Source organism: Nocardia sp. 2TAF39 (assembly GCF_052114905.1).
GTDB lineage: Bacteria > Actinomycetota > Actinomycetes > Mycobacteriales > Mycobacteriaceae > Nocardia.
Genome location: NZ_JBFRFQ010000005.1, coordinates 99,435 through 125,389 on the forward strand (window position 1 = coordinate 99,435; position 25,955 = coordinate 125,389).

26 protein-coding genes and 1 tRNA gene are annotated in these 25,955 nt (G+C 66.3%); 17 read left to right on the forward strand and 10 right to left on the reverse strand.

What is annotated here, in order from left to right; all coding sequences use genetic code 11:
• Window positions 1-43 precede the first annotated feature (43 nt).
• Both AB4Z47_RS05065 and AB4Z47_RS05070 read right to left on the reverse strand, forming a co-directional pair.
• Window positions 44-601 (reverse strand): hypothetical protein, encoded by a 558-nt coding sequence (locus tag AB4Z47_RS05065; RefSeq protein WP_441948197.1) that lies wholly within the window; start codon window positions 599-601, stop codon window positions 44-46.
• A gap of 29 nt (window positions 602-630) precedes the next feature.
• Window positions 631-1,011: a DUF4189 domain-containing protein gene (locus AB4Z47_RS05070; protein WP_441948198.1), complete on the reverse strand. Its 381-nt coding sequence runs from the start codon at window positions 1,009-1,011 to the stop codon at window positions 631-633.
• A gap of 391 nt (window positions 1,012-1,402) precedes the next feature.
• Between AB4Z47_RS05070 and AB4Z47_RS05075 the strand changes: the two genes are divergently transcribed.
• Window positions 1,403-2,026 carry a TIGR03085 family metal-binding protein gene (locus AB4Z47_RS05075; protein ID WP_441948200.1) on the forward strand — a complete coding sequence of 208 codons (624 nt, stop codon included), beginning with the start codon at window positions 1,403-1,405 and terminating at the stop codon, window positions 2,024-2,026.
• Window positions 2,027-2,107: 81 nt separating this feature from the next.
• Complete coding sequence (locus AB4Z47_RS05080) at window positions 2,108-4,681, forward strand: DNA translocase FtsK 4TM domain-containing protein (RefSeq protein ID WP_441948202.1); 2,574 nt, start codon at window positions 2,108-2,110, stop codon at window positions 4,679-4,681.
• Window positions 4,682-5,012: 331 nt separating this feature from the next.
• Here the strand turns inward: AB4Z47_RS05080 and AB4Z47_RS05085 are convergent.
• Window positions 5,013-5,089 (reverse strand) — tRNA-Leu (locus tag AB4Z47_RS05085).
• An 807-nt stretch (window positions 5,090-5,896) separates the two neighbouring features.
• Here AB4Z47_RS05085 and AB4Z47_RS05090 point away from each other — a divergent pair.
• Window positions 5,897-6,889 carry a TerC family protein gene (locus AB4Z47_RS05090; protein ID WP_441948307.1) on the forward strand — a complete coding sequence of 331 codons (993 nt, stop codon included), beginning with the start codon at window positions 5,897-5,899 and terminating at the stop codon, window positions 6,887-6,889.
• Window positions 6,890-6,913: 24 nt separating this feature from the next.
• Here the strand turns inward: AB4Z47_RS05090 and AB4Z47_RS05095 are convergent, their stop codons facing one another.
• Both AB4Z47_RS05095 and AB4Z47_RS05100 read right to left on the reverse strand, forming a co-directional pair.
• Window positions 6,914-7,198, reverse strand: coding sequence for a YciI family protein (locus AB4Z47_RS05095; RefSeq protein WP_441948203.1), 285 nt, complete (start codon window positions 7,196-7,198; stop codon window positions 6,914-6,916).
• A 28-nt stretch (window positions 7,199-7,226) separates the two neighbouring features.
• On the reverse strand, window positions 7,227-7,793 hold the full coding sequence (locus AB4Z47_RS05100; RefSeq protein WP_441948205.1) for an amino-acid N-acetyltransferase: 567 nt from the start codon (window positions 7,791-7,793) through the stop codon (window positions 7,227-7,229).
• Window positions 7,794-7,934: 141 nt separating this feature from the next.
• Here AB4Z47_RS05100 and pgsA point away from each other — a divergent pair, with 141 nt between their 5' ends.
• The 5 genes from pgsA to pspM all read left to right on the forward strand — a co-directional run bounded on the left by pgsA (window position 7,935) and on the right by pspM (window position 11,742).
• A complete protein-coding gene (pgsA, locus tag AB4Z47_RS05105) occupies window positions 7,935-8,588 on the forward strand; it encodes a CDP-diacylglycerol--glycerol-3-phosphate 3-phosphatidyltransferase (RefSeq protein WP_441948207.1) in 654 nt (217 codons plus the stop codon).
• Window positions 8,585-9,109 carry a CinA family protein gene (locus tag AB4Z47_RS05110; protein WP_441948209.1) on the forward strand — a complete coding sequence of 175 codons (525 nt, stop codon included), beginning with the start codon at window positions 8,585-8,587 and terminating at the stop codon, window positions 9,107-9,109. The genes pgsA and AB4Z47_RS05110 overlap by 4 nt, the downstream gene beginning before the upstream one ends.
• Before the next feature lie 117 nt (window positions 9,110-9,226).
• Window positions 9,227-9,682, forward strand: a complete 456-nt coding sequence (locus AB4Z47_RS05115; protein ID WP_441948210.1) for a helix-turn-helix domain-containing protein — start codon at window positions 9,227-9,229, stop codon at window positions 9,680-9,682.
• A 198-nt stretch (window positions 9,683-9,880) separates the two neighbouring features.
• Window positions 9,881-10,711, forward strand: coding sequence for a PspA/IM30 family protein (locus tag AB4Z47_RS05120; RefSeq protein WP_441948309.1), 831 nt, complete (start codon window positions 9,881-9,883; stop codon window positions 10,709-10,711).
• 140 nt (window positions 10,712-10,851) lie between these two features.
• Entirely contained in the window at window positions 10,852-11,742 is an 891-nt protein-coding gene (gene pspM, locus AB4Z47_RS05125; RefSeq protein WP_441948211.1) for a phage shock envelope stress response protein PspM, read from the forward strand.
• 10 nt (window positions 11,743-11,752) lie between these two features.
• Here pspM and AB4Z47_RS05130 read toward each other — a convergent pair whose 3' ends face one another.
• Window positions 11,753-11,953 carry a hypothetical protein gene (locus AB4Z47_RS05130; RefSeq protein WP_441948212.1) on the reverse strand — a complete coding sequence of 67 codons (201 nt, stop codon included), beginning with the start codon at window positions 11,951-11,953 and terminating at the stop codon, window positions 11,753-11,755.
• Window positions 11,954-12,206: 253 nt separating this feature from the next.
• Between AB4Z47_RS05130 and AB4Z47_RS05135 the strand changes: the two genes are divergently transcribed.
• The 5 genes from AB4Z47_RS05135 to AB4Z47_RS05155 all read left to right on the forward strand — a co-directional run bounded on the left by AB4Z47_RS05135 (window position 12,207) and on the right by AB4Z47_RS05155 (window position 17,789).
• Window positions 12,207-13,757, forward strand: coding sequence for a bifunctional phosphatase PAP2/diacylglycerol kinase family protein (locus AB4Z47_RS05135; protein WP_441948214.1), 1,551 nt, complete (start codon window positions 12,207-12,209; stop codon window positions 13,755-13,757).
• A 255-nt stretch (window positions 13,758-14,012) separates the two neighbouring features.
• The gene (locus AB4Z47_RS05140; RefSeq protein ID WP_441948216.1) at window positions 14,013-14,180 is read left to right on the forward strand and encodes a hypothetical protein; all 168 of its coding nucleotides are present in this window, start codon (window positions 14,013-14,015) and stop codon (window positions 14,178-14,180) included.
• A 77-nt stretch (window positions 14,181-14,257) separates the two neighbouring features.
• Window positions 14,258-15,016 carry a PRC and DUF2382 domain-containing protein gene (locus AB4Z47_RS05145; protein ID WP_441948217.1) on the forward strand — a complete coding sequence of 253 codons (759 nt, stop codon included), beginning with the start codon at window positions 14,258-14,260 and terminating at the stop codon, window positions 15,014-15,016.
• A gap of 410 nt (window positions 15,017-15,426) precedes the next feature.
• Window positions 15,427-17,223: a thiamine pyrophosphate-requiring protein gene (locus AB4Z47_RS05150; RefSeq protein ID WP_441948219.1), complete on the forward strand. Its 1,797-nt coding sequence runs from the start codon at window positions 15,427-15,429 to the stop codon at window positions 17,221-17,223.
• Between the two features lie 8 nt (window positions 17,224-17,231).
• The gene (locus AB4Z47_RS05155; RefSeq protein ID WP_441948220.1) at window positions 17,232-17,789 is read left to right on the forward strand and encodes a hemerythrin domain-containing protein; all 558 of its coding nucleotides are present in this window, start codon (window positions 17,232-17,234) and stop codon (window positions 17,787-17,789) included.
• A gap of 14 nt (window positions 17,790-17,803) precedes the next feature.
• On the opposite strand, the gene ctaD is transcribed toward AB4Z47_RS05155, so the two are convergent.
• From ctaD to AB4Z47_RS05170, 3 genes are read right to left on the reverse strand one after another with little or no spacing between them, the layout of a single operon-like run.
• Window positions 17,804-19,480: an aa3-type cytochrome oxidase subunit I gene (ctaD, locus tag AB4Z47_RS05160; RefSeq protein ID WP_441948221.1), complete on the reverse strand. Its 1,677-nt coding sequence runs from the start codon at window positions 19,478-19,480 to the stop codon at window positions 17,804-17,806.
• Between the two features lie 49 nt (window positions 19,481-19,529).
• Window positions 19,530-20,192, reverse strand: a complete 663-nt coding sequence (locus AB4Z47_RS05165) for an enoyl-CoA hydratase/isomerase family protein (protein WP_441948223.1) — start codon at window positions 20,190-20,192, stop codon at window positions 19,530-19,532.
• Complete coding sequence (locus AB4Z47_RS05170; protein ID WP_441948225.1) at window positions 20,192-20,851, reverse strand: helix-turn-helix domain-containing protein; 660 nt, start codon at window positions 20,849-20,851, stop codon at window positions 20,192-20,194. Before AB4Z47_RS05170 ends, AB4Z47_RS05165 begins: the two co-directional genes overlap by 1 nt.
• A 461-nt stretch (window positions 20,852-21,312) precedes the next feature.
• Here AB4Z47_RS05170 and AB4Z47_RS05175 point away from each other — a divergent pair, with 461 nt between their 5' ends.
• Window positions 21,313-21,615 carry a hypothetical protein gene (locus AB4Z47_RS05175; RefSeq protein WP_441948226.1) on the forward strand — a complete coding sequence of 101 codons (303 nt, stop codon included), beginning with the start codon at window positions 21,313-21,315 and terminating at the stop codon, window positions 21,613-21,615.
• A gap of 389 nt (window positions 21,616-22,004) precedes the next feature.
• Here AB4Z47_RS05175 and AB4Z47_RS05180 read toward each other — a convergent pair whose 3' ends face one another.
• Window positions 22,005-23,237 (reverse strand): FAD-dependent oxidoreductase, encoded by a 1,233-nt coding sequence (locus tag AB4Z47_RS05180; RefSeq protein ID WP_441948228.1) that lies wholly within the window; start codon window positions 23,235-23,237, stop codon window positions 22,005-22,007.
• Window positions 23,238-23,319: 82 nt separating this feature from the next.
• On the opposite strand from AB4Z47_RS05180, the gene AB4Z47_RS05185 reads away from it, so the two are divergent.
• The 3 genes from AB4Z47_RS05185 to AB4Z47_RS05195 all read left to right on the forward strand — a co-directional run bounded on the left by AB4Z47_RS05185 (window position 23,320) and on the right by AB4Z47_RS05195 (window position 25,881).
• The gene (locus AB4Z47_RS05185; protein WP_441948230.1) at window positions 23,320-23,790 is read left to right on the forward strand and encodes a MarR family winged helix-turn-helix transcriptional regulator; all 471 of its coding nucleotides are present in this window, start codon (window positions 23,320-23,322) and stop codon (window positions 23,788-23,790) included.
• Window positions 23,791-24,170: 380 nt separating this feature from the next.
• Window positions 24,171-24,344 (forward strand): hypothetical protein, encoded by a 174-nt coding sequence (locus AB4Z47_RS05190; RefSeq protein ID WP_441948231.1) that lies wholly within the window; start codon window positions 24,171-24,173, stop codon window positions 24,342-24,344.
• 376 nt (window positions 24,345-24,720) lie between these two features.
• Entirely contained in the window at window positions 24,721-25,881 is a 1,161-nt protein-coding gene (locus AB4Z47_RS05195) for a glycosyltransferase (RefSeq protein ID WP_441948233.1), read from the forward strand.
• The last annotated feature ends 74 nt before the right edge of the window (window positions 25,882-25,955 follow it).

Genomic DNA, 25,955 nt, shown 5'->3' on the forward strand with positions numbered 1-25,955 from the left:
GACAGCTGGGCCGTTCGGCGCTTTTCCGTTCAGGCGGGCGCGGTCACTCCTGGCAGGCCGCGGACTCGATCTTCGCGCTCTTGACGATGTTGCATGCGAAGGTGTGGTCGACCTTCCATTCGCCGCCCTCGGAGACGAACTGGATGAAGGCGTTGTCCACCGGGGTGCCGTCGATGGTGACTTTCGCGTCGGCTTTCAGCTTGCCGTCCTTCGGGTCGCCCACATTGGTGACCTCGACTTTGACGTTCTGCTTCTTCGCCGCGTCGACCAGGTTGGCGACCAGGTAGGGATCCTGCTCGGCGGCCTGGATCCAGCTGATCTTCTCCTTGTTCGGCACGTTCGGATCGAACGCCTTCTGCAGCCGCTCGTTCAGCTGCTGTACCGAGGGCTTGGCCAGCGCGGGCGAGGATGGGGTGGTCGGCGCGGAGCCGGTCTCCTTTTCGCCGTTGTCCGAGCCGCCCTGCAGTTCGCCTGGGGTATTGCTGGCGTTGGCGCTGGTACTCGGAGACGGCGAGTCGTCATTGGAGGCGCAGGCGGACAGCGAGCAGGCTGCCGCGGTGAGAACGACGGCTACGGCGGCCCGGAAAGTGCGGTGCTTCACGATGTTTCCTTCGACTCGGATCCCGGACATCAGCCGTGGTTGGACGTGCAGTTCCAGTGCACGATGTAAGCGTCGGAATAGTTGTTGGACAGGGCACGGCTCTGCGCGGCGCGGCGCGACGAGGCGTATGCCCAGCTCCAAGTGCCGTTGTCGCCGGAGTACGCCACGGCTCCGCAGCCGTTGGCGAACCAGAGCACCGAGCTGCAGTCCGCCGCGCCGCAGGAGCTGATGGCGCGTCGCTTTGCGGCGGCGGAATCCGGGTAGTCGTAGGAGTACCCGATCAGCCCGGTCGAGGTGGACAGCGCGATGGCGCCGTAGTTGTTGGTGTAGGCGTGCGCCGCAGGTGCGCTGACGGACAGCGCGGTACCCGCCGCTGCCAGCATGGCCACGCCGGTAGCAAGCTTCTTCACAGAGGGTTTGCCCTTCTTGTCATTAGGTCCACGACCCGATGGACCGAGTGACAAGGTACATAGCCGACTCTCATTGCGCTAGCCGGAGATTCCCGGGGTAGGGAGTACGCGTTCACGCGACGAGGACCTGCGCTCGGCCCCTGTGCCAGGACACCGTCGCCCGACGGGAGCCTCGCGGACTCCGAATTCCCATGCAGAGCAATGCCATTGCCGCCTCCCGATGGCATGCCCACAGGCAGGCGGCACCGAATACTCCTGGCTCGACAGAACATGATTTCGCTCTTCCAGCACCTCGAGCTGCCGTCGAGCGGCACAGGAGTCACCGCGAAACCGAAACGCGGCCTGGGTGACATGCCCTTCGGTTGGGCGCTCAGGTGAGTATGTTCAGGGTGTGACTATGGCGCAGCGCGAACGTCAGGGGCTCGTCGAGGCGATGCGATCCGCGGGGCCGGAGGCGCCGACCCTCTGTGGAGAGTGGACGGTGCGGGATCTCGCCGCGCACTTGGTGGTTCGCGAGCGGCGGCCCGATGCCGCACCGGGCATCCTGCTGAAGCCGTTCGCGGGCTACCTCGACCGCGTGCAGACGAAGGCGGCGAGCAAGCCGTTTCCCGCGCTGCTGGAGCAGGTGTGTACCGGTCCGCCGTGGTGGTCGCCGCTGCGGCCGATCGACGCGGTAGTCAATCTGTCGGAGATGTTCGTGCACCACGAGGACGTGCGCCGCGCCGCGCCCGGCTGGCAGCCACGCGAGCTGACCGCCGCCGACGAGGACAAGCTGTGGTCGCAGCTGCGCAGGATGGCGTCGATGACCTACCGCAAGGCGCCGGTCACGGTCGCCCTGCGGACGCAGGACGGCAGGCGCGTGGTGGCCCGGTCCGCGTCCGGCGTGGTCGTGACATTGACCGGCAAGCCGTCGGAACTCCTGTTGCATGCCTTCGGACGAGACGAGGTCCGGCTGGAAACCAGCGGCGATGCCGACGCGGTCCGTGCGGTGCTCGGCCTGGACCGCTCGGTCTGATTCCGTCTCGCGTGTAGCCGAGACCGGCGATACCAGTGTTGCGGATGGTCCGGATGGGGCGTTTGCGGCTAGCCTGGGTCCATGGCAGGTAAGTCCCGCAGCACCACGACGACTCGGGCGCGGGCGGGATCGGCGCGGGGGAGGGCGACGGCAGGGTCTCGCGCGGCCACGCCCCGCGCGTCCGGGGCGCCACGCAGGCGCACCACGCCGGTCCGGCGCCCGGTGCGTCGCAAGTCGAATACAGCTCCGCTCGCGGTGCTCGGGCGCGGCATCAGCAGCGGCTGGACCATGCTTGCCCGCGCCGTCGGCGCCACCACCCGGACGTTGAGCCGGGCCGGGGAGATCGAACATGGACACCGCCGCGACGGCATCGCGCTCGCCTTGATCGCGCTCAGCGCCGTGATCGCGGCGGCAGTGTGGCTGTCGGCGGGCGGTCCGGTCGGGCACTGGGTCGAGGACGTCATCCGCGCGGTGTCCGGGTCGGCTTCGGCCGGATTGCCTTTCGTTGCCTGCGGGATCGCCGTCGTCCTCATGCGCACCGAGCCGCGTCCCGAGATTCGCCCGCGGCTCGTGCTCGGCGGGCTGCTGATCGGCCTGCCGATCCTGGGTCTGTGGCACATCGCGGCCGGCGCACCCACCGATGCGCACGGGCGTTCTCGCGCAGCCGGTTTCGTCGGCTTCGTGGTGGGCGGGCCGCTCACCGATGGTTTGACCGCCTGGCTCGCGGTACCGATCCTGTTGCTGGCGATCGTCTTCGGTGTGCTGTTGGTGACCGGGACGACAGTGCGGGAGGTGCCTGACAAGCTCCGCCGATACCTCGGCACCGCGATCGGTGGCGACGAATACGGCGAGTATGGCAGCGAATTCGGAGAATACGAACCGGGCGACTATGACGCCGACGGCTTCCCGTTGCACCGCTCCGGCTCGAAACGGCGTGGCCGCACGCCTGCCGAGAACTACCCGGCCGACGAGTTCGGCGATTCCGATGCCGTCACCGAGGTGCTCGGCGAACCGCCGCTGCGCGACGCCAAGCCGATCGCGGTCGAGGAGCCCGCGCCGAAGCCGAAGCCGAAGCCGAAGAAACAACCTCCGGCCGCGGTGGCCGAGGATCAGACACCGGCTGCGCCGAAGCAGCTCGAATTCGTCACCGACCGTGTGGTCGAGGGAGACTACACGCTGCCGCCGCTGTCCCTGCTGACCGATGGCGACCCGCCGAAGAAGCGCAGCGCCGCCAACGAATCGATGATCGAGGCGATCACCGAGGTACTGGTGCAGTTCAAGATCGACGCGGCGGTCACCGGCTTCGTGCGTGGCCCGACGGTCACTCGCTACGAGGTGGAGCTCGGGCCGGGCGTGAAGGTCGAGAAGATCACCGCGCTGGCCCGCAACATCGCCTATGCCGTCGCGACGGAGAACGTCCGGCTGCTCGCGCCGATCCCAGGCAAGTCCGCGGTCGGCATCGAGGTGCCCAACGCCGACCGCGAGCTGGTCCGTCTCGCCGACGTGCTCAAGGCACCATCCACCCGCAACGACCATCACCCGTTGGTGATCGGGCTCGGCAAGAACATCGAGGGCCAGTTCGTATCGGCGAACCTGGCCAAGATGCCACATCTGCTGGTCGCCGGTTCCACCGGCTCGGGTAAGTCGAGCTTCGTGAACTCGATGCTGGTCTCGCTGCTGCAGCGCGCGACGCCGGACGAGGTCCGGATGATTCTGATCGACCCGAAGATGGTGGAACTCACCCCCTACGAGGGCATTCCGCACCTGATCACACCCATCATCACCCAGCCGAAGAAGGCCGCGGCCGCGCTGGCCTGGCTGGTGGAGGAGATGGAGCAGCGCTACCAGGACATGCAGGCGAACAAAGTGCGCCACATCGACGACTTCAACAAGAAAGTGAAATCCGGTGCGATCACCGCGCCGCTGGGCAGTGAACGGGTGTACAAGCCCTATCCGTACGTCCTGGCCATCGTCGACGAGCTCGCCGACCTGATGATGACCGCTCCGCGTGACGTGGAAGACGCCATCGTCCGGATCACCCAGAAGGCACGTGCCGCGGGCATTCACCTCGTGCTGGCCACCCAGCGCCCGTCGGTGGACGTGGTCACCGGCTTGATCAAGACCAACGTGCCGTCCCGGTTGGCGTTCGCCACCTCCTCGCTGACGGACTCACGCGTCATCCTCGACCAACCCGGTGCCGAGAAACTGATCGGCATGGGCGACGGATTGTTCCTGCCGATGGGCGCGGGCAAGCCGACGCGTCTGCAGGGCGCGTTCATCAGCGACGAGGAAATCCACGCTGTCGTCGACTTCGCCAAGAACCAGGCCGAACCCGACTACCAAGACGGCGTGACCGCCGCCAAGCCGGGCGAGAAGAAGGACGTCGACCCCGACATCGGCGACGACATCGACGTATTCCTCCAGGCGGTGGAACTCGTCGTCACCTCGCAGTTCGGGTCGACTTCCATGCTGCAGCGCAAGCTGCGGGTCGGCTTCGCCAAGGCGGGGCGGCTGATGGACCTCATGGAGACCCGCGGCGTCGTCGGCCCGAGCGAGGGGTCCAAGGCGCGCGACGTCCTCGTCAAACCCGATGAACTGGAAGGGTTGCTGTGGTCGATCCGCGGCGGCGGTGCCGGCGGCGAGCCGGAGGAGTGATCCGCCGTTGTGACGGTCGGCCGAACGACTGGGCCGACTTCACCGTATGTGCGTGAACGAGCGGACTCGATCGTCCGATGTCCCTGCCGCCGCCAGTGTTTCGGCTCGTGGCATGAGCGCGTCGGCCACCTGACGGGAACCGCCCCAGACCGCATGCGCTGGCGACCCCATCGGCCGGCCGGCCGAGCGCATTCTCGATGACACAAACGTCTGTAATTGTTGTGCCTCGGTGGGATTGTCATGTACCAATGCTCGTGCCATCGGCAGATCGCTCTCTTCGGTCGGTGCTCTTGCTGGTCGAGCTACGGGCGCGTGCTCGCGTAGCGCGGAATGGTTCCCTCGGCGAGATTCGAACTCGCATCTCCCGGAACCTAGATCCGGCGCCTCTACCGATTGGGCTACGAGGGATCGGTGTCGTACCTGTGAGTGGGATCGAACCACCGGCCTGTGTTACGGACGCAGGGACTCGAACCCCCGACCTACCGTTACGGAGACCGTCGGTGTGTTGGTCGAGCTACACCCGTATACGCGGAAAAGGAGTCACCCCTTGGCAATTCGCCGCGGAGTGACCCCTATCTGCGGGTCTGCGAAAGACAGGGTCAGGGGCCGCTCCGGACGATCATCCGCCGATATCCGGCGGACGAGATCGATAGCAAGGCATAGGGATACGACTGCCAGGCGCCGCTCAGCGACTGCTGTCGCCGCACCGTCCCCGTCATCGTTCTCGCCTTTCGCGTTGTTTCGCTCGATTCGACGCTAACACCCAATTTTCGTCTTGTGAACCGCTTTTCCGCTCGGAGACAGGACTTTTGTTTCTCGATACTGTCCCGGAGCGGGCGTTGGGTTCAGTCTTACCGAGTTCGGATGGGGTCGCTGAGGGCGGGTTTTCCGTATTCGGGTGGGGTGCCATCCGTTGCCGGAGTCGTCAGTTGGTCGACCGTGAGCGGGTGTTCTCTGGGCGCTGCGGTGTCCGACGAGTTCGGAAGGCGGTGACGAGATCGAGGGACGCGTGCTCATGGCAGCCCGGAGACGGTACTTGCCCATTGCTCGATGCTCGCAACCGGCACGGCGCATCGGTCGCCGTCGCAAACCCTGGCCCCAGTGCCCGGGTGAACGCCTGTGAAAGTATGGTCGGCAATCACCCCGCAAGCAGACGTGAACGGACAAATCGGGCATTATGGACGTCATGACATCAGCTGCCGATCGGCCTACCGCATGCAGGTAACCGCACTCGAATGGGGAATCACCGTCGCGGTGATCCTCGGCTTGTTCGTCTTCGACTTCTTCGCGCACGTCCGCACGCCACACGAGCCGACGTTCCGGGAATCCGGATTCTGGTCCGCTGTGTACATCGGGCTGGCGCTGGCCTTCGGCGGGATCGTCGCCTGGCAGTGGGGACCGACGTTCGCGGGCGAGTACTACGCGGGCTTCGTCACCGAAAAGGCGCTCTCGGTGGACAACCTGTTCGTCTTCCTGATCATCATGTCCACCTTCGCGGTACCGCGGATCTACCAGCAGAAGGCGCTACTGATCGGCATTGTGATCGCCTTGGTGATGCGCGGCGTGTTCATCGCCGTCGGCGCGGCCGCGATCAGCGCGTTCAGCTGGGTGTTCTATCTGTTCGGCCTCTTTCTCGTCTACACCGCCGTCACATTGATCCGGGAGAGCGGCCATGAGGTCGAGCATGAGCAGCAGCGCGACAGCCGCATCGTCGCCCTGGCCAAGCGGATGCTGCCGACCACCGACGAGTACGACGGCGACAAGCTGGTCACCAGGATCGACGGACGCCGCGCGATCACACCGTTGCTGCTCGCGCTGCTGGCCATAGGGTTCGCCGACCTGCTGTTCGCACTGGACTCCATCCCGGCCATCTACGGCCTCACCGACGAGCCCTATCTCGTATTCACCGCGAACGCGTTCGCACTGATGGGTTTGCGGCAGCTGTACTTCCTGATCGGCGGGTTGCTCGACCGGCTGGTCTACCTTTCCTACGGTTTGGCGGCCATCCTCGCGTTCATCGGCGTGAAGCTGGTGCTGCACGCGCTGCACGAAAACACGCTGCCGTTCGTCAACGGCGGTGCGCACGTCGTCGTCCCGGAGATCTCCACGCCGGTCTCGTTGGGTGTCATCCTCGTCATCCTGATCGTCGCGACGGGCGCGAGCCTGATCCGGACCCGCGGATCGGCGCGCAGCCGGGTCGGTGAATAGCTCGGGAAGCGTGGTCCACCGTGATCAGGGAGCGAAGGCGCCCAGCACGGGAACCCATTCGACCGCGCGGACGTCGTCGATGAGGCCCTCCCGCGCGAACGGATCCCGCGCCAGCAATTCCTTCAGCTGTCCCGCGTCGTCCGACCGGAAGATGAGCAGCGCGCCGGACCCGTCCGGGTACGGCCCGCTGCTCAGCAGGCTGCCGGATTCGACCAGACCGGCCAACCAGGCCCGATGCTCGGGACGGTGGGTGTCGCGGTCGGCGATGGTGCTGTCGGAGTAGATGTAGTGGACGGCGAAGATCGGCACGGGTGGATCGCTTCCTGTAGAGACGGACTCAGAGCGTCAGCAGCATTCGAGTATTGCCGAGGGTGTTCGGCTTCACATAGCTCAGATCGAGGAACTCGGCGACACCTGTGTCGTAGGACCGGCACATCTCCGCGTACACCTCGGCGGTGACCGGGGTGCCGTCGATCTCGACGAACCCGTGTCTGCCGAAGAACTCCACCTCGAAGGTCAGCACGAACAGCCGCTGCAGCTCGATTTCACGGGCTACCGCGATCAGGCGCCGCACGATGAGCTTGCCCACACCGGAGCCCTTGACGTCGGGATGTACCGCGACCGTCCGTACCTCGCCGAGGTCGGCCCACAGTACGTGCAGCGCGCCACAGCCGACGACGCGGCCGTCCAGCTCTGCGACCCAGAACTCCTGCACCGCCTCGTACAGGGTGACCAGGTTCTTCTCCAGCAGGATCCGGCCCGCGTAGGCATCGACGAGGCGCTTGATCTCGGGCACGTCGGAGGTTCGCGCGCGTCGGACAGCCGGGACGGAGGTCTGCGCGGCAGGAGCCGCGCCCGGATACGCGTCGCTGGTCGAACCACCTAATGGTCCCCGAGAGGTCATGGGGTGCACAGTAGTCGGCCGGGCTACCGATAGTCTGAACGTGTGTCGCACCTCCAGTCGTTCCGCTCACCGCATCGCGCCGGGCAGCGCGACGGGATGACGAGGCTGCCATGACCGAGCCGACCGTGGGCAAGGTGGGGCATGAGCGTGCAACCTGACGAAATGGACCGTCCGTGGAGCGCTCCGAGCCCGATGCGCCCCGGTTTCGCCCAAGCCGAGACCGCGGTGCCGCTGTTGAACATCGCGAACATCCTCACCATGCTGCGGATCGCGATCGTGCCGTTGTTCGTCGTCGCGCTGTTCGTTGGAGAAGGGCACGAGACCGGTTGGCGGTTCACCGCCGCCGCGCTGTTCGGCCTCGCCGCGATCACCGATCGGTTCGATGGGCAACTGGCGCGCAAATACGGTCTGGTCACCGATTTCGGCAAGCTCGCCGACCCCATCGCGGACAAGGCGCTGATCGGGTCGGCGGTGATCGGCCTGTCTGTGCTCGGCGATCTGGCCTGGTGGATCACGATCATCATCTGCGGCCGCGAGATCGGCGTGACGCTGCTGCGGCTCATGGTCGTGCGGCGCGGTGTGATTCCCGCTGGACGCGGCGGCAAGCTGAAGACGCTCGTACAGTCGTTGGCGATCGCGGTGCTGCTGCTGCCGCTGTCGGGCTGGTTCGCCGATGCCGGGATGGCGCTGATGTACCTGGCCGTCGCACTCACTGTCGTGACCGGGCTGGACTATGTCGGCCAAGCGGCGAGGGTGTGGTTCGCGGGCGGGGCGGGGCGGGCGCGGGGCACATGACCGATCCACTCACCGCGGGCGTGCCCGCCGCCGACCTCGTGCGGGCGCTGATTGCCGCGCGGCAGACGGTGGCGACCGCGGAGTCGCTCACTGCGGGCTTGCTCACCGCGACCATCGCCGGAGTCCCCGGCGCCAGCGCCGTACTGCGCGGCGGGTTGGTGGTGTACGCCACAGACCTCAAACAGAGCCTCGCGGGCGTCGGGGCGGAAGTGCTGGCGACGGAGGGTCCAGTGGCGGCGAGCACCGCGGAACAGTTGGCGGTGGGCGCGCGGACAAAGTGCGTTGCGGACTGGGGTGTGGGGCTGACCGGCGTCGCCGGACCCGATTCGCAGGACGGACACCCGGTGGGCACCGTCTATCTCGGTCTGGCTGGTCCCGGGCATACCGAAGTGGTGCGGTTGAAACTCCCGGGGGACCGGTGGACTATCAGGATCGGCGCGGCACACACCGCGGTGCGTGAGTTGCTTCGATGTGTGTGCGAGCCGGACCCGAGTCCGGCTGAACGCGTCGGGCGGAGCTAATGATCTGCCCCCGTGGGAACCAACCGACCCTCGTCCGACGTTGTGCGAGAAAGAACGGCATGCGTGGGGATCCGACGTAGCTCGTCGGCCCGGCGACCGGGAGCGAAGGAGAACGAGATGACGCTGCTGCGAGAGGCGATCGGGGACAGTCTGCGGCGTGCTCGTCTCGCCCAGAACCGCACCCTGCGCGAGGTGTCCACCTCGGCGCGTGTGAGCCTCGGATACCTGTCCGAGGTCGAGCGCGGCCGCAAGGAAGCCTCCAGTGAATTGCTCGCCGCCATCTGCGAGGCGCTGGACGTACCGCTGTCGCGGGTGCTATGGGACGTGAGCGCGGTCATGGCCGGCGCCGACGGACTGCCCACCCGCACCCGGGCGGACGCCGCGGCCGCCCCCGCTCCCGCGGAGCGGGAGCAGGCCGCTGTCGAGCCCGCGGAGGCCGCCGAGCCGGCGCTGGCTCCCGCGACCGCCAGTATGTCGGTGGCTGGTGCCCGCCCGCTGCCGCTCGCCGAGGACACCAGGATCGTGATTCCCGCGCCGAAATCGGACATGCTGGTTTTGGTGAAGGGTGTGTGACGCAGAACGAGACGTGGTCGCCGCCGCAACACTGGGGACCGACGCCGAAAGCGGATAGATTCTCCATAGGTGTCGATTGGGCCGGGTTCGCCCGGCCCAATGCCACATGGTGGAGGATAGGCAGATGTCGGGTGCGTGACGGTCGCGCACCGGAGTCGCGCCGGAGCGCGGCATGTCAGATGGAGGCGGGATCAATCGATGGCTAATCCGTTCGTCAAGGCCTGGAAATACATGATGGCCCTCTTCGATGCCAAGATCGAGGAGCACGCGGATCCGAAGGTTCAGATTCAGCAGGCTATCGAAGAAGCCCAGCGGCAGCACCAGGCTCTTTCGCAGCAGGCCGCGTCGGTGATCGGCAACCAGCGTCAGCTGGAGATGAAGCTGAACCGGCAGCTGGACGAGGTCGAGAAGCTCAATGCCAACGCGCGCCAGGCCGTTCTGCTGGCCGATCAGGCCGCCGCGGCGGGCGACACCGAGAAGGCGATCCAGTACACCAACGCCGCCGAGGCGTTCGCCGCGCAGCTGGTCACCGCCGAGCAGTCCGTCGAGGACCTGAAGGTCCTGCACGACCAGTCGCTGCAGGCGGCTGCCCAGGCCAAGAAAGCCGTGGAGCAGAACGCGATGCTGCTGCAGCAGAAGGTCGCCGAGCGCACCAAGCTGCTCAGCCAGCTGGAGCAGGCCAAGATGCAGGAGCAGGTCTCCGCGTCACTGCAGCGGATGGATTCCACACTGTCGGCGCCCGGCAGCACCCCGAGCCTGGATGCGGTCCGCGAGAAGATCGAGCGCCGCTACGCCAACGCACTCGGCGCCGCCGAGCTCGCGCAGAACTCGGTGCAAGGCCGAATGCTCGAGGTTCAGCAGGCCAGCGTCCAGATGGCCGGACACAGCAAGCTGGAGCAGATCCGCGCCTCCATGCGCGGTGACCAGTTGCCCGCCGGTGGCGCCGCCCAGCCCGCCATCAACCCGGCGCAGACCCAGTCCAATCCGGCGCAGCCGCAGATGAACAAAGGCCAGACTGCGCAGCAATAGGTAGCGGTCGGACGCTCGGCAGAGGATATGTCGGTGGGGGCTGGTTCACTGGATGGCAATGCGTGGATATCCGACCGGCCGGCCGTCGGCCAGATCGGGTGCGTGTCCGTCCGATCCACGCAACCGGTGGGAGAAAAGGCATGAGCGGCAGTGAATTTCGCGAACCGTGGCCCCGAGCTCGTCGGGCCCGCGGGTCCGCGATCATTCGGGCGCAGGCCGCCCTGGCGCCGCAGCCGGGTAGCCTGCCGGACAATATTCGCGAGGTTGGCGAGAACGCGCTTGTCGCGGTCCGGCGCTGGGCCGATCCCCGGGAACGGGAGCTGCGTCGTCGTCGCAGGGTCCGCCGCCGCAGCTTCCAGCTCGGCACTGTTTCCGGTCTCACCACCGTGGGAACCGTTGGCCTCGCGGTCATCTCGGCACCGGTGTGGGCCGTGGTCATGGTCGGCGGCGGAGCGGTCGCGCTGGTCACCGGCGCGGCGTTGAGCACCCGCCGCTATCTGCGCCTACGTGGTGCTCCCTTGCCGCAGGCGGCGTTTCTCCCGCGCAAGCCGCCGCCGCTGTGGTCGAGCGCCCGCCAGCCGATCGGGCGACTGGTACGCGCGGAGAAGGCATTGCATGGGCTGAGCGCACAGATCCGTCGCTCGAATGGACTGCCCGAGGACGAGCTGGCCGATCTGCTCGAAACCGCTGCCTCGGGATCCGCGGCGTTGCACGCCCTCGCTGCCGACATCACCGCGATGGAGCAGGCGCTCGGCACGATGGGGCACTCGAATTCGCCTGCGGCGGTGGCGCTCACGGAGAACTCGCGGTTCACCCTCGGCAGGCTCGATGCCGGGGTAGCGGAGTACGAACAGATGGTTGCCGCGGCGGGCCGAATCCTCGCGGTTCCCGAAAACACCCTGCTGCGGCACGATTTCGACACCATCGTCGCGGATCTACGGCATGCGTCCGACCGCTTGGACGGGTGGGCACAGGCGCTCACCGAGGTCGCCGATCAATCGGTGCCCGCGTCGCCTCGGCCACCGATCTGATCGGTCCGGCTCAGGGCAACCGGTCTCGGTGGCGTTGTTCCTCGGCTCGGGCGCGCAGCGCCGCACCCACCAGCTCGCGGCCTTCGGCCATGAGGTCGAGCACCTCCCACGACGCCTTGCGTGCGGCGGAGCCGACTATCCCCGCGATCGCCGAACCGTGCCGCCGTGCCGCGGCCGCGAGTTCCTGTGCCAGCTCGTTCGTGTGTTCCATCAGGTCCCGACCCTCACCTGAGGTTCAGCGCATGACTGTGTGCTGAATGAGGTGTCTGCATCAATCGGTCATCTCTTCCTGGTTGTCGTTCAACAGTGCTGTGCGCTCGCGATCAGAGTACATCCGTGCACTGAATAGGAATATGGTGCGGACTGCGAATGGGGCCCTTCGGTCGAGACACGCAATCGCGTGTGCTGGCAAAGGAATTGACGGACGACCGACACCGCGCCTGATCGGTCGGTAGGCTTCGGCGATGCGGCATCTTTCCACTCGAGGATCGGGCAGCAGACGTGTCGCCGATGTGGCAGGCAGCGTGGATCGCTGGTTGGTCGCCCGCAGCGCGCGCGTTCGCCCGACCTCGGGGGACCGCCTCCTCAGAGGGTTGAGCACGACGGCGGACAAGAACCGCCTGTGGGTCGTGCTCGGCGCGGTCCTGTTCGTAGCGGGGGACCGCTCGACCCGGCGCGGCGCGGTCCGCGGTCTCCTCGCGTTGGGCATCGCCAGCGGTGTGGCCAACGGGATTGCCAAACCGCTGTTCCCGCGTCGCCGCCCGCCCGACGAGTCCGTGCCGTTCGTACGCAGGCTGGTTGTTCCGCCGGTGTCGTCGTCGTTTCCGTCGGGGCATTCGGCCTCGGCCGCCGCGTTCGCTACAGGGCTGGCGCTGGAGTCGCCTGCGGCGGGTGCGTTGGTGGCGCCGGTCGCGGTAGCGGTCGGCTATTCCAGGGTGCACATCGGCGTGCACTGGCCCTCCGACGTGGTCGCGGGGGCGCTGTTCGGTGGCGCCGTCGCGTTGGTCACCCGGCAGTGGTGGGCGGTGCGCGCCGACGAACCCGCCGCGCTCGGACCGGCTGAGCGGATCGAGCCGATCCACGCCGGCGCCGGATTGCTGCTGATCGGCAACCCGCAGTCGGGAGCTGGCGACGGCGACGACACGCTCGCATTGCTGCGCGACCGACTCCCCGAGGCGGAGGTGCTCGAACTCGACGGCGCCGACGATTTCGAGGCGCGGGTCGAGGAGCTGCTGCGCCACGTTCACATCGTCGCGCTCGGCGTGGTCGGAGGCGACGGAACGGTGTCCACCGTCGCGGAGTGCGCGGTGCGCCATCGGTTGGCGCTTGCCGTTTTCGCGGGCGGCACGTTGAACCATTTCGCCAGGGACGCCGGAGTCGACGAGGCCGACCGGACCCTCGCCGCGCTGGAGGCGGGCGAAGCGGTCCGCGTAGACATGGCCGAGGTGCGTGTCGACGACGCCGACAAGAGTGTCTTCGTGAATACCGCCAGCCTCGGCGGCTATCCCGATTTCGTTCGCATCCGGGAACGATGGGAGCGCCGCGTCGGCAAATGGCCCGCCGCGGGAATCGCGATGGTTCGTGTGCTGTTCCGCGCTCAGCCGGTCCATGTCACCATCGACGACACCCGCACCGCCCTGTGGATGCTGTTCATCGGGAACGGCAGCTACCAGCCCGCCGATCAAATTCCGATGTCGCGTCCGGAACTGCGCGGCGGCACCCTCGACGTCCGCTATCTGCGCGCCGACCTCCCGTTCTCGCGGCTGCGACTGATCGCTGCCACCGTCACCGGCATGCTGGAACACTCGCCCACTTATGTGCACCACCGGGTCGTCCGGCTCGACGTGCGGGTGGCCGAAGCGCCGGTCTCGCTGGCGACCGACGGCGAAGTCGACTACCGCGGCAGGAACTTCCGGTTCACCAGCCGACCCTCTGAGCTGGTCCTGATCAAGAGCACCGACGAGGAGCCCGACCCCGCGCACGGAAATCGCTGGGTGGGGGAGACACGCGAGTAGCTTCGCCGAACGTTGTGGCGGCCTTATCGGGAAGCCAACCCTGTCGACATTCCATCCCGAGGCCGGTGAGCCTCGAAACGACGCGCTTGCTACGGCATCGCCGCAGAGCACGCGACGATCGAATTCTCGCCGAATCGATCGGATCGCCACCGGATTCTTGTTTGAGGTGTCGATAGCCGGGTAGTTGCCACCATGTTGCTGACCGCCCGACCCGCAGCGGGCCGGGAACATTCACTACAGGGCAGGAGCAACGTCATGTTTGATGTTTCCGACCGAATATCTCAGCTCGACCAGGACACGCAGCAGCTGGACGTCAGTCGCTACCTGACGTGTGACCTCGACGAGGACCCGGTGCGGCAGGCGCGCAGAGCGCGACGGAGCACTGCCGGGCTCGACGTGACCGATCGATCGACAAGCGACTGAACCACTCTCAGCAGACGCGGTGTACAGCCCGCGTTCCGGCGGCCTGCGCACCGCATCGAACGAACCGCGGAGGAACCATGACTGACATGCTGGACGCGCTCATCGGCAGCGCTGTGTACGACCCGGGCGGCTACAAGATCGGCAAGGTCAAGCGGGTCTATATCGACAACGATTCCGGATCGCCCACCTGGGTCGCCGTATCCACCGGGCTGTTCAGCGACGATTCGCTGGTGCCGCTGGCCGGTGCCCAGCACCAGTGGGACGCGGGCGCGCTGCAGGTGCAGGTGAAGAAGGACGCGGTGAAGGCCGCGCCGAATCTGGCTCAGAACGGGATGATCAGTCCCGAGGCCGAGCTGGAACTGTTCGACCACTACAACATCGACCCGAATCGATCCGGGTTGGACGCCTTCGACATGCAGCCGCGGCAGGCTGCGAGCCCGGCCCAGGGCCGGCAGCGTCCCGACAAGGGGACTGTGCGCTCGCAGGAGCGGCCTGACCTCGGTACCGAGCAGGAGATCGCGGGCAGGGCGCGGATGCGCGGCTATCTGGAGACCGACGACCAGACGGTCGAAGTACCGACCAGGCGCGAAGAGATGCGGGTCGACCGCGAGCCGACCACCGACCCGTACTTTGTCCGTCCTTATGACATCGGCGGGCAAGAAGCCGAGGTCACCCTGCACCATGACCAGATGATGGTGAACAACGAATCGGGGCCGGTCGAGCGGGTCTGCCTCGATGTCGACGACGTCGAGGACAGCCGCATCGTCTCCGGCGCCGTGCGCGAACAGCGCATCGACACCGAAGGGGTCGATGACCCGGACTGTCGTCGGCGGTGATCCGCCGCCCGCACGGGGCGGCACCGGCTGTGAAGGCGGCCGGTGCCGCCCCGCGCACGGGCCTACCTTCTTCGGGGGAGAGATAGCCGAGAGCCGCACCGGGACGGCTGACTCCTCAACTGCACCAAGGTAATCCGACACACAGTCGCATGAGCGGCGGGGGCCGACTGTCGGCGATGCCGAGGCCGATCGTCGTGCTCCGCCGCCACACACCGAGCGCTTCACCGCGATGCGGCGGCCGTAGTGCTCGCGATGCGGCACGGCCGGAACCGATCGTCCGAGCCGCATGCGATCCTCGCGTACTCGCGGAGCACATGCTGGGAAGCCGGACGCACCCGTTGATTGGCCTGCTGGTTGTCGGGTATCCGGCTGGCGACAAGCGCGCGGTCGGATACAGAGAGGAGGAGCTGATGGCGCAGCAGGTCGGTGACTACGTGGTGGGGCGCCTTCGGGAGTGGGGCGTTCGTCAGATTTTCGGTTATCCCGGTGACGGGATCAACGGTCTGGTGGCGGCGATGGGCCGCGCGGAGGGTGACGGTCCTGCCTTCGTCCAGGCTCGCCACGAGGAGATGGCGGCTTTCGAGGCGACGGGTTATGCGAAATTCAGCGGTGAGGTGGGGGTGTGTATGGCGACGTCCGGTCCGGGGGCGATCCACTTGTTGAACGGGTTGTACGACGCGAAGTGTGATCATGTTCCGGTAGTGGCGATAGTGGGGCAGACCGCGCGCAGTGCGATGGGGGGCAGCTATCAGCAGGAAGTGGACCTGCAGAGTTTGTTCAAGGATGTCGCCGCCGATTTTCTGGTCGAGGTGAACGTTTCCGATCAGCTGCCCAACGCATTGGATCGTGCGTTTCGTACCGCGGTATCTCGGCGCGCTCCGACGGCCGTGATCATTCCTTCCGATCTGCAGGAGGAGGATTACCAGCCGCCCAGGCATGCGTTCAAGCAGGTACCGTCCAGCCCGCCGGGATTCTCGGCGGCGCGAGTGATCCCGGCGCGGAAGGATATCGAGCGCGCCGCGGAGGTGCTGAACGCCGGATCGCGGGTGGCGATCTTGATCGGTCAAGGTGCCCGCTCTGCGGCCGAGGAGGTCGTGGAGGTCGCCGAGCGGACCGGGGCTGGGGTGGCGAAGGCGCTGCTGGGTAAGGATGTGTTGCCCGATGATCTGCGGTTCGTTACCGGGCCGATCGGGTTGCTGGGCAGCAGGCCGAGTTACGAGTTGATGCGTGACTGCGACACCTTGCTGATCGTCGGATCGAATTTCCCGTATACCCAGTTCCTGCCGGAGTTCGGACAGGCGCGGAGCGTGCAGATCGATATCGACGGCACGATGATCGGAATGCGGTATCCGACGGAAGTGAATCTCGTCGGTGACGCGAAGACCACCTTGGCCGAGTTGCTTCCGCTGCTGAAGCGGAAAGCGGACCGGTCGTGGCGGGAGTCAGTGGAGAAGAACGTCGACCATTGGTGGCAGGCGGTGGAGCGGCAGTCGATGCTAGTGGCGAAGCCCGTCAATCCGATGCGGGTGGTCTGGGAGCTGTCGGAGCGTATCCCCGAGAACGCAATCGTGACAGCGGATTCGGGGTCGTCGACCAATTGGTACGCCCGTTGTTTGCGGTTTCGTGGACAGATGCGTGGTTCGTTGTCGGGGACGCTGGCCACCATGGGCGCGGCCGTTCCCTACGCTATCGGCGCGAAGTTCGCCCATCCCGATCGTCCCGTGATCGCGTTCGTGGGTGACGGTGCGATGCAGATGAACGGACTCGCCGAGTTGCTGACCGTCGCCCGCTATCATCGGCGCTGGTCGGATCCGCGGCTGGTGGTGTGTGTGTTTCACAACAATGACCTCAACCAGGTCACGTGGGAGTTGCGTGCGATGGGCGGGGCACCGAAATTCGAGGAATCCCAGACGCTTCCGGATATCTCCTACGCCGATATCGCGCGCAGTACCGGGCTCGCGGCGATCACGGTGGATGACCCTGACCAGCTCGGTACGGCCTGGGATCGCGCGCTGGGCGCTGATGGGCCGGTGGTGCTGGATGTGCACTGTGATCCCGAGGTGCCGCCGATCCCGCCGCATGTCAGCTGGGAGCAGATGAAGGACACCGCCGAAGCGGTGCTGCGCGGTGACCCCGACGGATGGCACCTCATGGTGCAGGGTGCCAAAACCAAAGCCCAGGAATTTGTTCCGTCTCGGCAGAAATGAGAAGCACGATGATCGAACAGGATGTGGTCGATCTGCTCACCGCCCAGCACGAACAGATCACCACGCTGCTGCGGCAGTTGCGCGGCGGGCACGATGCGAAACAAGAAGTGTTCACCGAATTGGTTCGGCTGCTGGCCGTGCACGAAAGCGCCGAGGAGGAGGTCGTGCACCCGGTTGCCCGGCGTGCCCGGTTCGGCGCCGACGACGTCGTGCGGCCCCGGCTGGAAGAGGAGAACGAGGCCAAGCGCGCCCTCGCCGAACTCTACGACCTCGGTGTCGAGCATCCCGACTTCGACGCGAAGCTCACGAAGTTCGCCGATGCGGTAGCCGCCCACGCCGCACACGAGGAAGCCGAGGAATTCACCATGCTGCGCAACCAGTATTCGTCCCATCAGCTGGAGCGCATGGCCGGGTCGGTGCGCGCAGCCGAGGCAGTCGCCCCCACCCGCCCGCATCCGCACGCGGGGGAGTCCGCGCTGGCGAACCTGGTGGCCGGTCCGCCCTTGGCGTTGTTCGACCGGGTGCGTGACGCCGTGCGCGATTGGCGGCACAAGCAAGACCTGTGAGCGCGCCGGCTGCATTATCCGAGCTGACGAACGTACTTCTCGTCTCGGATTCGGTTGACCATGTGCGGGTAGTGCAATTCGAAGGCCGGGCGCTCCGAACTGATCTTCGGCAGGCGGAGGAAATTGTGCCGGGGAGGTGGGCAGGTAGTGGCCCATTCCAAGGAGTTGGCATTGCCCCACGGGTCTTCGGCGGAGACGACTGGGCCGTAGCGGTAGCCGGTCATGACGTTCCACAGAAACGGCAGCATCGAAACAGCGAGCGTGAGCGCACCGGCCGAGGAGATCGCATTGAGCAATGTGAAACCGTCCGAGGGCAGATAGTCGGCGTAGCGGCGTGGCATGCCAGCCGATCCCAGCCAGTGGTGGGCTAGGAAGGTGGTGTGGAAGCCGATGAGCGTCAGCCAGAAGTGCCACCGCCCGAGGCGTTCATCGAGCATACGACCGCTCATCTTGGGAAACCAGAAATAGATACCGGCGAACGTGGCGAAGACGATGGTGCCGAACAACACGTAATGCATGTGGGCCACAACGAAATACGTGTCGGTGACGTGGAAGTCGAGAGGTGGGGAAGCGAGTACGACGCCGGACAATCCGCCGAACAGGAAGGTCACCAGGAAGCCTACGGAGAACAGCATCGGCGTCTCGAAGGTGAGCTGTCCCCGCCACATGGTGGCGATCCAATTGAAGAACTTGATACCGGTCGGCACCGCGATGAGCATCGACATCGCGGAGAAGAATGGAAGCAATACCGCACCGGTCGCGAACATATGATGAGCCCATACCGCCATCGACAGGCCCGTGATCGCGGCAGACGCGAAGACCAGTCCGGCGTATCCGAAGATCGGCTTGCGGCTGAAGACGGGCAGGATCTCCGAGACGATGCCGAAGAACGGCAGTGCCACGATGTAGACCTCGGGATGTCCGAAGAACCAGAACAAGTGTTGCCACAACACCGGCCCGCCGGTGCCGGGATCGAAAATGTGGCCGCCGAGGTGGCGGTCGACGTAGAGCCCGGCCAAGCCGGCGGTCAGCACCGGAAATGCCAGCAGCACAAGCACACTGGTGAACAAGATGTTCCAGGTGAAGATCGGCATACGGAACATCGTCATCCCGGGCGCGCGCAGGCAGATAATGGTCGTGGTCATATTGACCGCCCCCAGGATCGTCCCGATGCCGGAGACGATCAATCCGGCAATCCATAAATCCGCACCACTACCCGGTGAACTCGTGCTCAGGGACAGTGGTACATAGCCTGTCCACCCGAAATCGGCGGCGCCACCAGGAGTCAGGAACCCGGCAAGCAGTACGGCCGAACCGAACAGGTACAACCAGTAGGCGAGCGCGTTGAGCCGCGGAAACGCGACGTCGGGCGACCCGATCTGCAGGGGCAGCACGAAATTCGCGAATCCGAACAACACCGGTGTCGCGTAGAGCAACAACATGACTGTCCCGTGCATGGTGAACAGCTGATCGTACTGTTCGGTGGACAGGAACTGCATGCCCGGCGCGGCCAACTCGGCGCGCATGAGCAACGCCATCAGCCCGCCGACGAGGAACAGCCCGGTCGCGGTGACGAGATACATGATCCCGATCTTTTTGTGATCGGTGGTGCTGACCAGTTCCCACAGTCGGCTCCCTTTCGGCACCCGACGCGGTGCTGCGGTCCTGGTGTCTGTGGAAATTGCGGTCACGCCTGCGTCCTACCCTCGACGCGGTATCGGAAACCGCTTCGAGGCAGGATCAGCCTGGGTTTTGCGCCAGTGCGGCGACAGCCGAGGCGAACATGGTGGATTTGATGGCGCCGAGGGTGCCCGGGTCTTTCCCCGCGATTGGTCCGATGAGTTCCATGGCGGTATCGAGCACGGCACCTTCCGGCGCGGTGCGGTCGATCAGCCCGCTGGCGTACGCTTCGGCGCCGCCGTAGCGGTGGCCGGTGGCCATGGCGGTCATCGAGGTCTGCGGCGTCAGTTTGGCTTGGATCATTGCCGCCATGCCCGGGGTGAACTGGATGTGGATATCGACCTCAGGGAAGCAGTAGTAGCCACGGTCGACGCGCATTACCCGGTAGTCGTGGGCGATTCCGAGCATCGCGCCCGCGCCGAATGCGTGCCCGTTGACCGCCGCGACGGTCGGCAACGGGCAGGTCAGAATGCGGCTGAACAGTGCCTGCACCTGCCCGACGTACCATTCGGCCTGGTCGCCATGCGACATCAGCCAGTCCAGGTCGAGTCCGTTGGAGTAGAACTTGCCCGTCGCCGTGGTGACCAGCGCCTGCGCACCGTTCTGCTGCGTCTCGTCGAGGAGTTGGTCGACGGTGTCGAGCCACCCGGGAGAAAACCTGTTCTCGTCGTCTCCGAGGTCGATGACGGCGATCTTGTCTCGGTAGGTCAGGGTGGCAGTCATCAGTGTGCTCCTGTTTCGTTGTCGCTTTGTCGTTTTCGCTGTGGTGGTGGGTCCAGGGAGAGGACGGCGCGTACTGCCGTTTCCAGGCGCCGGCGCATCGCGGAGTTCGGCGCCCGATGCCCACGCAACAACAGGCCGGTGGGAAGACCGACGACGCAGGCCTCCACCACCTCGACGGCTGGCCCGTCAGCGCGTCCCCACAACGCTCCTGCCAGTTGGATGAACAGCTCGACCAGAACGGAGTCCAGCCGCGCCAGCTCGTCCGCGACGTCCTCGGGAACGCCGGAGCCGAGCAGCTCGTCACGACGCACGCCGAGCAGCAACTGCGACGAACGCGGGAACTGCTCGGCGAATACCGCCGGGGCGTCGGCGGCCGCGACCACCGCGTCGACGGCGGCCGCCCAACCATCCGCGGGCGCAGGTGCGAGCGCTGTGTCGACCGCCGCCTGCTGCAGGTCGAGAAACCGGCGGGCGGCGCGCAACCATGCGCGCCCGACCAGTCCACCCCGGGAACCGAATGCGTGGTAGATCGCGCCATTGGACACGGTAGTGGCCTCGGCCACCGCTCGAATCGTCACCGTGCTCGGGCCGCCCTCCACCGCCAACCGTTCGGCGGCATCGAGGATGTCGTCGAGGTCGTGTACGCGTGGCCTTGGCATGCTCGCACAATAACAGAGCTGATGCTCTGTTACCAGCGGGTAGGTTTTCGCCCGTCGCCTGTACTGGGTGCCGCCGCAGATCGACGTGCTGTGCGGCGGTCGCCGCGGCATGGGTCGATTTGCGGCTAGCGGGTATACGCAGAGTGGGACCGGCGGAGGATGGCGATGGAGGCAAGCGTTGACGACAACCCTCGCGGGGGGCGGTTCTGGAAGCCGATAGGGCAACTCGAGGACTCATCGTCGGTCCGGCCGTGGGATGTTCGCCGGGCCGACGCGGTGGGTGTACGCGGCGGCCCAACACATCAAGGCGGCACCATGCTCGTCGCGCTCAACCCTGATGTCGCCGCCGACAGCGGTCCGGTAACCGTTCGATCCATCAACCGAGAGGCACGATAATGACCGTCACAGAGCCCGCACCGTCGACCGATGCCGTTGTCCCGGATCTGTCATCATCACTCGCGATGACTGGCGAGATTGGAAAAGTGCTGGTCACCAGGGTGCTGCGGCTGAATGGTCGGTCCGTACTCGTGCCCGTTGGTGAGCCGCAGCAGTTTCCGTCGACTGCCGCTGGCCGGGGGTATCTGTGCCGGCTACGGATCGAGGGGTTGCGGCCGACGCCGGTGGGATTCCAAGCGACCGCGCCGGGACCGGTGCAAGCGCTGGTGGCCGGGCTGATCGAAGTCAGCGCGCGGTTGTCTGTCACGCTCACCGACTTCCTGTCGGAGGCGCACATCGGTGGTGTCCATGCACCAGGCCGTGCCTAGCACGCAGGACGTTCGCGTCTCGGTGGTCTCCACGATGTGGCGGTTCGGGCCGGCGGTGACGGTATCGATGGCGCCGACCTGGGCAAAGGGGCAGGGCTGATCGGGCTCGAAGGCCGGGTCGAGGCCCTCGCGGCCGCATGCTGTTGACAAGCCCCGTCGGAAGCGGGACAGCACTGGACGTCACGATCCCGCCCGACAGCCTATGAGCAACCGCATGAGGTGATATCCGTCGGTGATCGGCGCCCGGACTGCCGCGCGGGACCTCGAGAAGTGTTGATACCCGTGTGGTCGCCCCATGACAGGCTCCTCGCCGGAGGCCCAGGTCGTCATCTGCATTGGGATTGTCGGTGCGGACGGGCCGCACCGAAAGTCTTTATGACAGACGAGGTTTAGGCTATGTGCGCCACCGACTGGCTCTCCCAGTCGATCTGGTGGTCGAACATCCAGTTCAACGAGCCGACTCCGGCTTTGGCGGCCTTCTTCAGGAAGTACGGGGTGAGCAGTCGGACCAGCAGGCGGCCGAGCCCGTTCGAAGCCTTGTCGCTGCTGGTCTCCGCGCCGTAGGCGACGACACGTTCGACGCGCTCTCTGCGGCGGCGTTCGAAGGCGGCCAACGCCGTAGCGGTGTCGGGAATATCGCGCAGGCAGACCGCCAGCGTCACAGCATCTTCCACCGCCATCGACACACCCTGACCCGAGGATGATGCCACGGCATGCGCGGCATCACCGACGATGACCATGTTGTCGGTGTGCCAGTGCGCGACCGTCGGCATGTCGTATTGGTTGAACGCAGGGACGAAAGCGTCCTCCGTGGTGGCGGAGACAATGCGGGCCGCCGGGCCGCGGTCCACCGACAGCGACTCCACCAGCTGCTCTCGCCACTGGGTAATCGTGGTGCCCGTGCTCTCTGCGGGCGATAAGGCCTGAGCTCGAGGAACATTGGCGAACCACCAGATCTCGCCGTCGGGGGCGACGAAGTAGCCGAAGAATGCCTTCTTGCCGAAAATCATGCTGTACACCCCGGGGCGCAAGCCGATCTCGCGATGCAGCGCCCTGTCGGTGGTGAAACCGCCGAACCCGTAGATGCCGAGATAGTGTGCCTTCGGTGCGGCCGGATCGATGAGTTCCCTGGTGCGGGAATGGATTCCGTCGGCGCCGATCAATACGTCGGCCTCGATCGTGGTGCCGTCGGCGAAGGTCGCGCGCACGCCACCGCCTGTCGTGGCATGCGCATCCACCAGGCGCTTGTTGTACTCGAACCGCACTCCCCGGCGGGTCGACTCAGCATTGAGCGCCCGATACAGATCGCGTCGCTTGACGCTGTGCGTGACTGTGCCGTCAGGGAGAGTGCCGCCGATCGGCAGATCGGTGATGTGCTTGTCCGAGCTGGTCGAGAACGACAGCGTGGCGGTCGGATGCCCGATCTCTGTCACCACATGATGGGCGTCCAGCAGTGCCAGCGCCGACAATCCGTTCACCGCTACCGTCAGGTACGCGCCGATCTGCTCGCCTGCCGCTTCGGCATAAGCCTCGCACACGATCGGCTCGATACCCGCCTTCTGCAATGCCATCGCGGTCACCGGCCCGGCGATCCCGCCGCCGATGATGAGTGCCTTCTTCATCGTGTGTCTCCTCGAACTCTCACTTGACGTTGATGTATCTTGATAATCAAGATGCATTTAGTTTGACGACCAAGAGGTTTGAATGTCAAGGGAAAATTTGACAACGCTGCGTGAGCAGGCCGGACGTGAGTCGCAGGCGCTCCAGGCCTCCGTTGACGCTGTCGATCAGGCCGCCGCGACCGTCCTCGGGGTCAACCGCACCGACCTGCGGTGTCTGGAAATCCTCTGGCACGGCCAGTCCACACCGGGTGGGCTCGCGGCGGAGCTCGGTCTCACCAGCGGAAGCGTCACCACGATGCTGGACCGCCTGTCCAAACTCGACTATGTTGTCCGCCACCCTGAACCGGGAGACCGCCGGAAGGTCATCATTCGCATCACCGACTCGGCGATGGCGAAGGTCATGCAGATCTACGGTCCGATCGCCGAGGAAGGCGCGGACGAGGTCGCCCGCTACAGTGCCGCCGAACTGCGCACCGTCATCGACTATTTGCGTCGCTCCCGGGATCTGCAAGAGCGGCACCGGATCCGCATCGCCGGCCTTCCTCAGCGATAGCTACCCGCGAGCGATTCCGTCACCGAGTCGCGGACGCAGGCCCGTTACACCGAGCCAGTTCCACCAGAATCGCGGCACGTCGTAGTCCGCCCGCGGCTCCGCTGCCCGCGAGAAAGGCTCAGGCAATAGCGGTGCGTGTGAACGTTGCCGCGACGAAGGCGAGGACGACCACGTCCATGGTCACCACCGAGATGGTGTCGCGAACGCGGAGCCGGACCGCTGTCGTCCGGCCCACTACGTAGGAGGGCTCACCGAGACGGTGGTGACGAGGTGTCGGGGTGAACCCTGATCTTCACCCGGATATCCCGGCTTGCCTGGTGATTCGTATACGTCCAGGTGTCATGCTCGAAGAGGCAACACATACTTCTGGGAGGCACGACATGTTGTGGAAGATCATCGGTATCGTCGCGGTCGTCTGGATCGCGCTGGTCGTGATCGGTGCGTTGATCAAGGGGCTGTTCCCGATCCTGGTGATCAGCGCGATCGTGTTCGGGTTGTACCTGTTGTACAAGGCGGTATCGGGTTCGGACAACTCCACGGTGAGCAAGCTGTAGCGCGACCACACCGCTACGGGCCGTGTGCCGTCCGATCCGGACGCCGCACGGCCCGTCGCCGTGTCGGCAGTGCCTGGATGGGTTCTCGTGCAGCATGTTCGCGAAGGCCGGCAACGCGGTCCGGTGATCGTCGCGCATCCCGGCAATATCGAATACGGTGCACGCTATCTCGGACGCGGGCAACGAATGGATCTTCCCCGAGCTCGCCCAACCAGAAGCCGTGGTCGGCTCGAGGGGCGGCCGTCCTCGGTCCCACCGCCACGCATGCCGTGGACGTCACGGACACCATCGACCGGGCCGCCGCCACCGTTCGCCGCGCATCGCCGCTCCCTGGAGGTCCTCATTCGACCGCGGGCCGGTGTGGCAGGCTAGGCGGATGCGAGTAGCCGTCGTCGCGGGGCCCGATCCCGGGCATGCTTTTCCTGCTATCGCGTTGTGCTTGCGATTCTTGGCGGCCGGTGACGAGCCGGTCCTGTTCACCGGCCCGCGCTGGTTCGATGCGGCACTCGGGGCCGGGATCGGCGTGCGCAGACTCAAGGGCCTGGCACCGCGACCGATGGACGACGACGGCGACGCGGGGCAGCGCATCCACGAGCGGGCCGCGCACATCTCCACCGAGATCCTGCCCGACCTGAGCGCCATGCTGCCCGAGTTGGTGGTCTCCGACGTGCTGACCGCCGGCGGCGGGATGGCCGCCGAACGGCTCGGTCTGCCATGGGTGGAACTGTCACCGCATCCGCTGTATCTGCCGTCGAAGGCGCTGCCGCCCATCGGAAGCGGGCTCGCTCCCGGCGCGGGCCTGAGCGGGCGTGTGCGCGACGGTGTGCTGCGAACCATGACCTCGCGCGCGATCCGCCACGGGCGACTTCAGCGCGAGCAGGCACGCGAGAGCGTCGGTCTCCCCGCTGCCGACCCGGGCCCCGCCGCTCGCCTGATCGCCACCCTGCCCGCCCTCGAGGTGCCGCGTCCCGATTGGCCGGAATCCGCGCACGTCGTCGGTCCGCTGCTGTGGGAGCCGACCGACGCCATCCTCGACCTTCCGGCCGGCGACGGGCCGCTGGTGATGGTCGCCCCCTCGACCGCCCACACCGGCGTCGCTGGCATGGTCGAGACCGTGCTGGCGGCCCTCGACGGAACCGGTGTCCGGGTGGCGGTCTCGATGCTGGACACTCCGCCCGCCGATCTGCCTCCGTGGGCCAGCGCGGGTCTCGGTCGTCAGGACGAGCTGCTCACCCGCGCCTCCGCGGTCGTCGGAGGCGGCGGCCACGGTTTGCTCGCCAAATCCCTCTCCGCGGGCGTCCCGGTCGTCACCGTTCCCGGCGGCGGCGACCAGTGGGAACTTGCCAATCGCGCTGCCCGCCAAGGAAGTTCGATCCTCGTCCGTCCGCTGTCGCCCGACGCCCTCCGCGCCGCGGTCCATGAAATCCTGACCGACCCGCGTTACTCCGCCGCGGCCGCCGAAGCAGCCGCTACCGCGACCGCCCTGGAGGACCCCGTGGCCCTCTGCCACCAAACCCTCCACCCCGTCCAAACCTGACGAGTGGCGTACGGCCGCGGCAAAACGCCCGAGAAGCCCTCTCCGCGGTGTGCCCGTGCCGGGAGTATCTTGGG

Excerpts from the sequence above, each read along its gene's own strand:
- AB4Z47_RS05115 (WP_441948210.1), top strand. The coding sequence starts at position 9,227 with ATGACGCTGCTGCGAGAGGCGATCGGGGACAGTCTGCGGCGTGCTCGT.
- AB4Z47_RS05090 (WP_441948307.1), top strand. The coding sequence starts at position 5,897 with ATGCAGGTAACCGCACTCGAATGGGGAATCACCGTCGCGGTGATCCTC.
- AB4Z47_RS05135 (WP_441948214.1), top strand. The coding sequence starts at position 12,207 with ATGCGGCATCTTTCCACTCGAGGATCGGGCAGCAGACGTGTCGCCGAT.
- AB4Z47_RS05190 (WP_441948231.1), top strand. The coding sequence starts at position 24,171 with ATGTTGTGGAAGATCATCGGTATCGTCGCGGTCGTCTGGATCGCGCTG.
- AB4Z47_RS05165 (WP_441948223.1), bottom strand. The coding sequence starts at position 20,192 with ATGACTGCCACCCTGACCTACCGAGACAAGATCGCCGTCATCGACCTC.
- AB4Z47_RS05185 (WP_441948230.1), top strand. The coding sequence starts at position 23,320 with ATGTCAAGGGAAAATTTGACAACGCTGCGTGAGCAGGCCGGACGTGAG.
- pspM (WP_441948211.1), top strand. The coding sequence starts at position 10,852 with ATGAGCGGCAGTGAATTTCGCGAACCGTGGCCCCGAGCTCGTCGGGCC.
- pgsA (WP_441948207.1), top strand. The coding sequence starts at position 7,935 with ATGAGCGTGCAACCTGACGAAATGGACCGTCCGTGGAGCGCTCCGAGC.
- AB4Z47_RS05100 (WP_441948205.1), bottom strand. The coding sequence starts at position 7,793 with ATGACCTCTCGGGGACCATTAGGTGGTTCGACCAGCGACGCGTATCCG.
- AB4Z47_RS05110 (WP_441948209.1), top strand. The coding sequence starts at position 8,585 with ATGACCGATCCACTCACCGCGGGCGTGCCCGCCGCCGACCTCGTGCGG.
- AB4Z47_RS05145 (WP_441948217.1), top strand. The coding sequence starts at position 14,258 with ATGACTGACATGCTGGACGCGCTCATCGGCAGCGCTGTGTACGACCCG.
- AB4Z47_RS05080 (WP_441948202.1), top strand. The coding sequence starts at position 2,108 with ATGGCAGGTAAGTCCCGCAGCACCACGACGACTCGGGCGCGGGCGGGA.
- AB4Z47_RS05155 (WP_441948220.1), top strand. The coding sequence starts at position 17,232 with ATGATCGAACAGGATGTGGTCGATCTGCTCACCGCCCAGCACGAACAG.
- AB4Z47_RS05130 (WP_441948212.1), bottom strand. The coding sequence starts at position 11,953 with ATGGAACACACGAACGAGCTGGCACAGGAACTCGCGGCCGCGGCACGG.
- AB4Z47_RS05175 (WP_441948226.1), top strand. The coding sequence starts at position 21,313 with ATGACTGGCGAGATTGGAAAAGTGCTGGTCACCAGGGTGCTGCGGCTG.
- AB4Z47_RS05120 (WP_441948309.1), top strand. The coding sequence starts at position 9,881 with ATGGCTAATCCGTTCGTCAAGGCCTGGAAATACATGATGGCCCTCTTC.
- AB4Z47_RS05140 (WP_441948216.1), top strand. The coding sequence starts at position 14,013 with ATGTTTGATGTTTCCGACCGAATATCTCAGCTCGACCAGGACACGCAG.
- AB4Z47_RS05150 (WP_441948219.1), top strand. The coding sequence starts at position 15,427 with ATGGCGCAGCAGGTCGGTGACTACGTGGTGGGGCGCCTTCGGGAGTGG.
- AB4Z47_RS05180 (WP_441948228.1), bottom strand. The coding sequence starts at position 23,237 with ATGAAGAAGGCACTCATCATCGGCGGCGGGATCGCCGGGCCGGTGACC.
- AB4Z47_RS05195 (WP_441948233.1), top strand. The coding sequence starts at position 24,721 with ATGCGAGTAGCCGTCGTCGCGGGGCCCGATCCCGGGCATGCTTTTCCT.
- AB4Z47_RS05170 (WP_441948225.1), bottom strand. The coding sequence starts at position 20,851 with ATGCCAAGGCCACGCGTACACGACCTCGACGACATCCTCGATGCCGCC.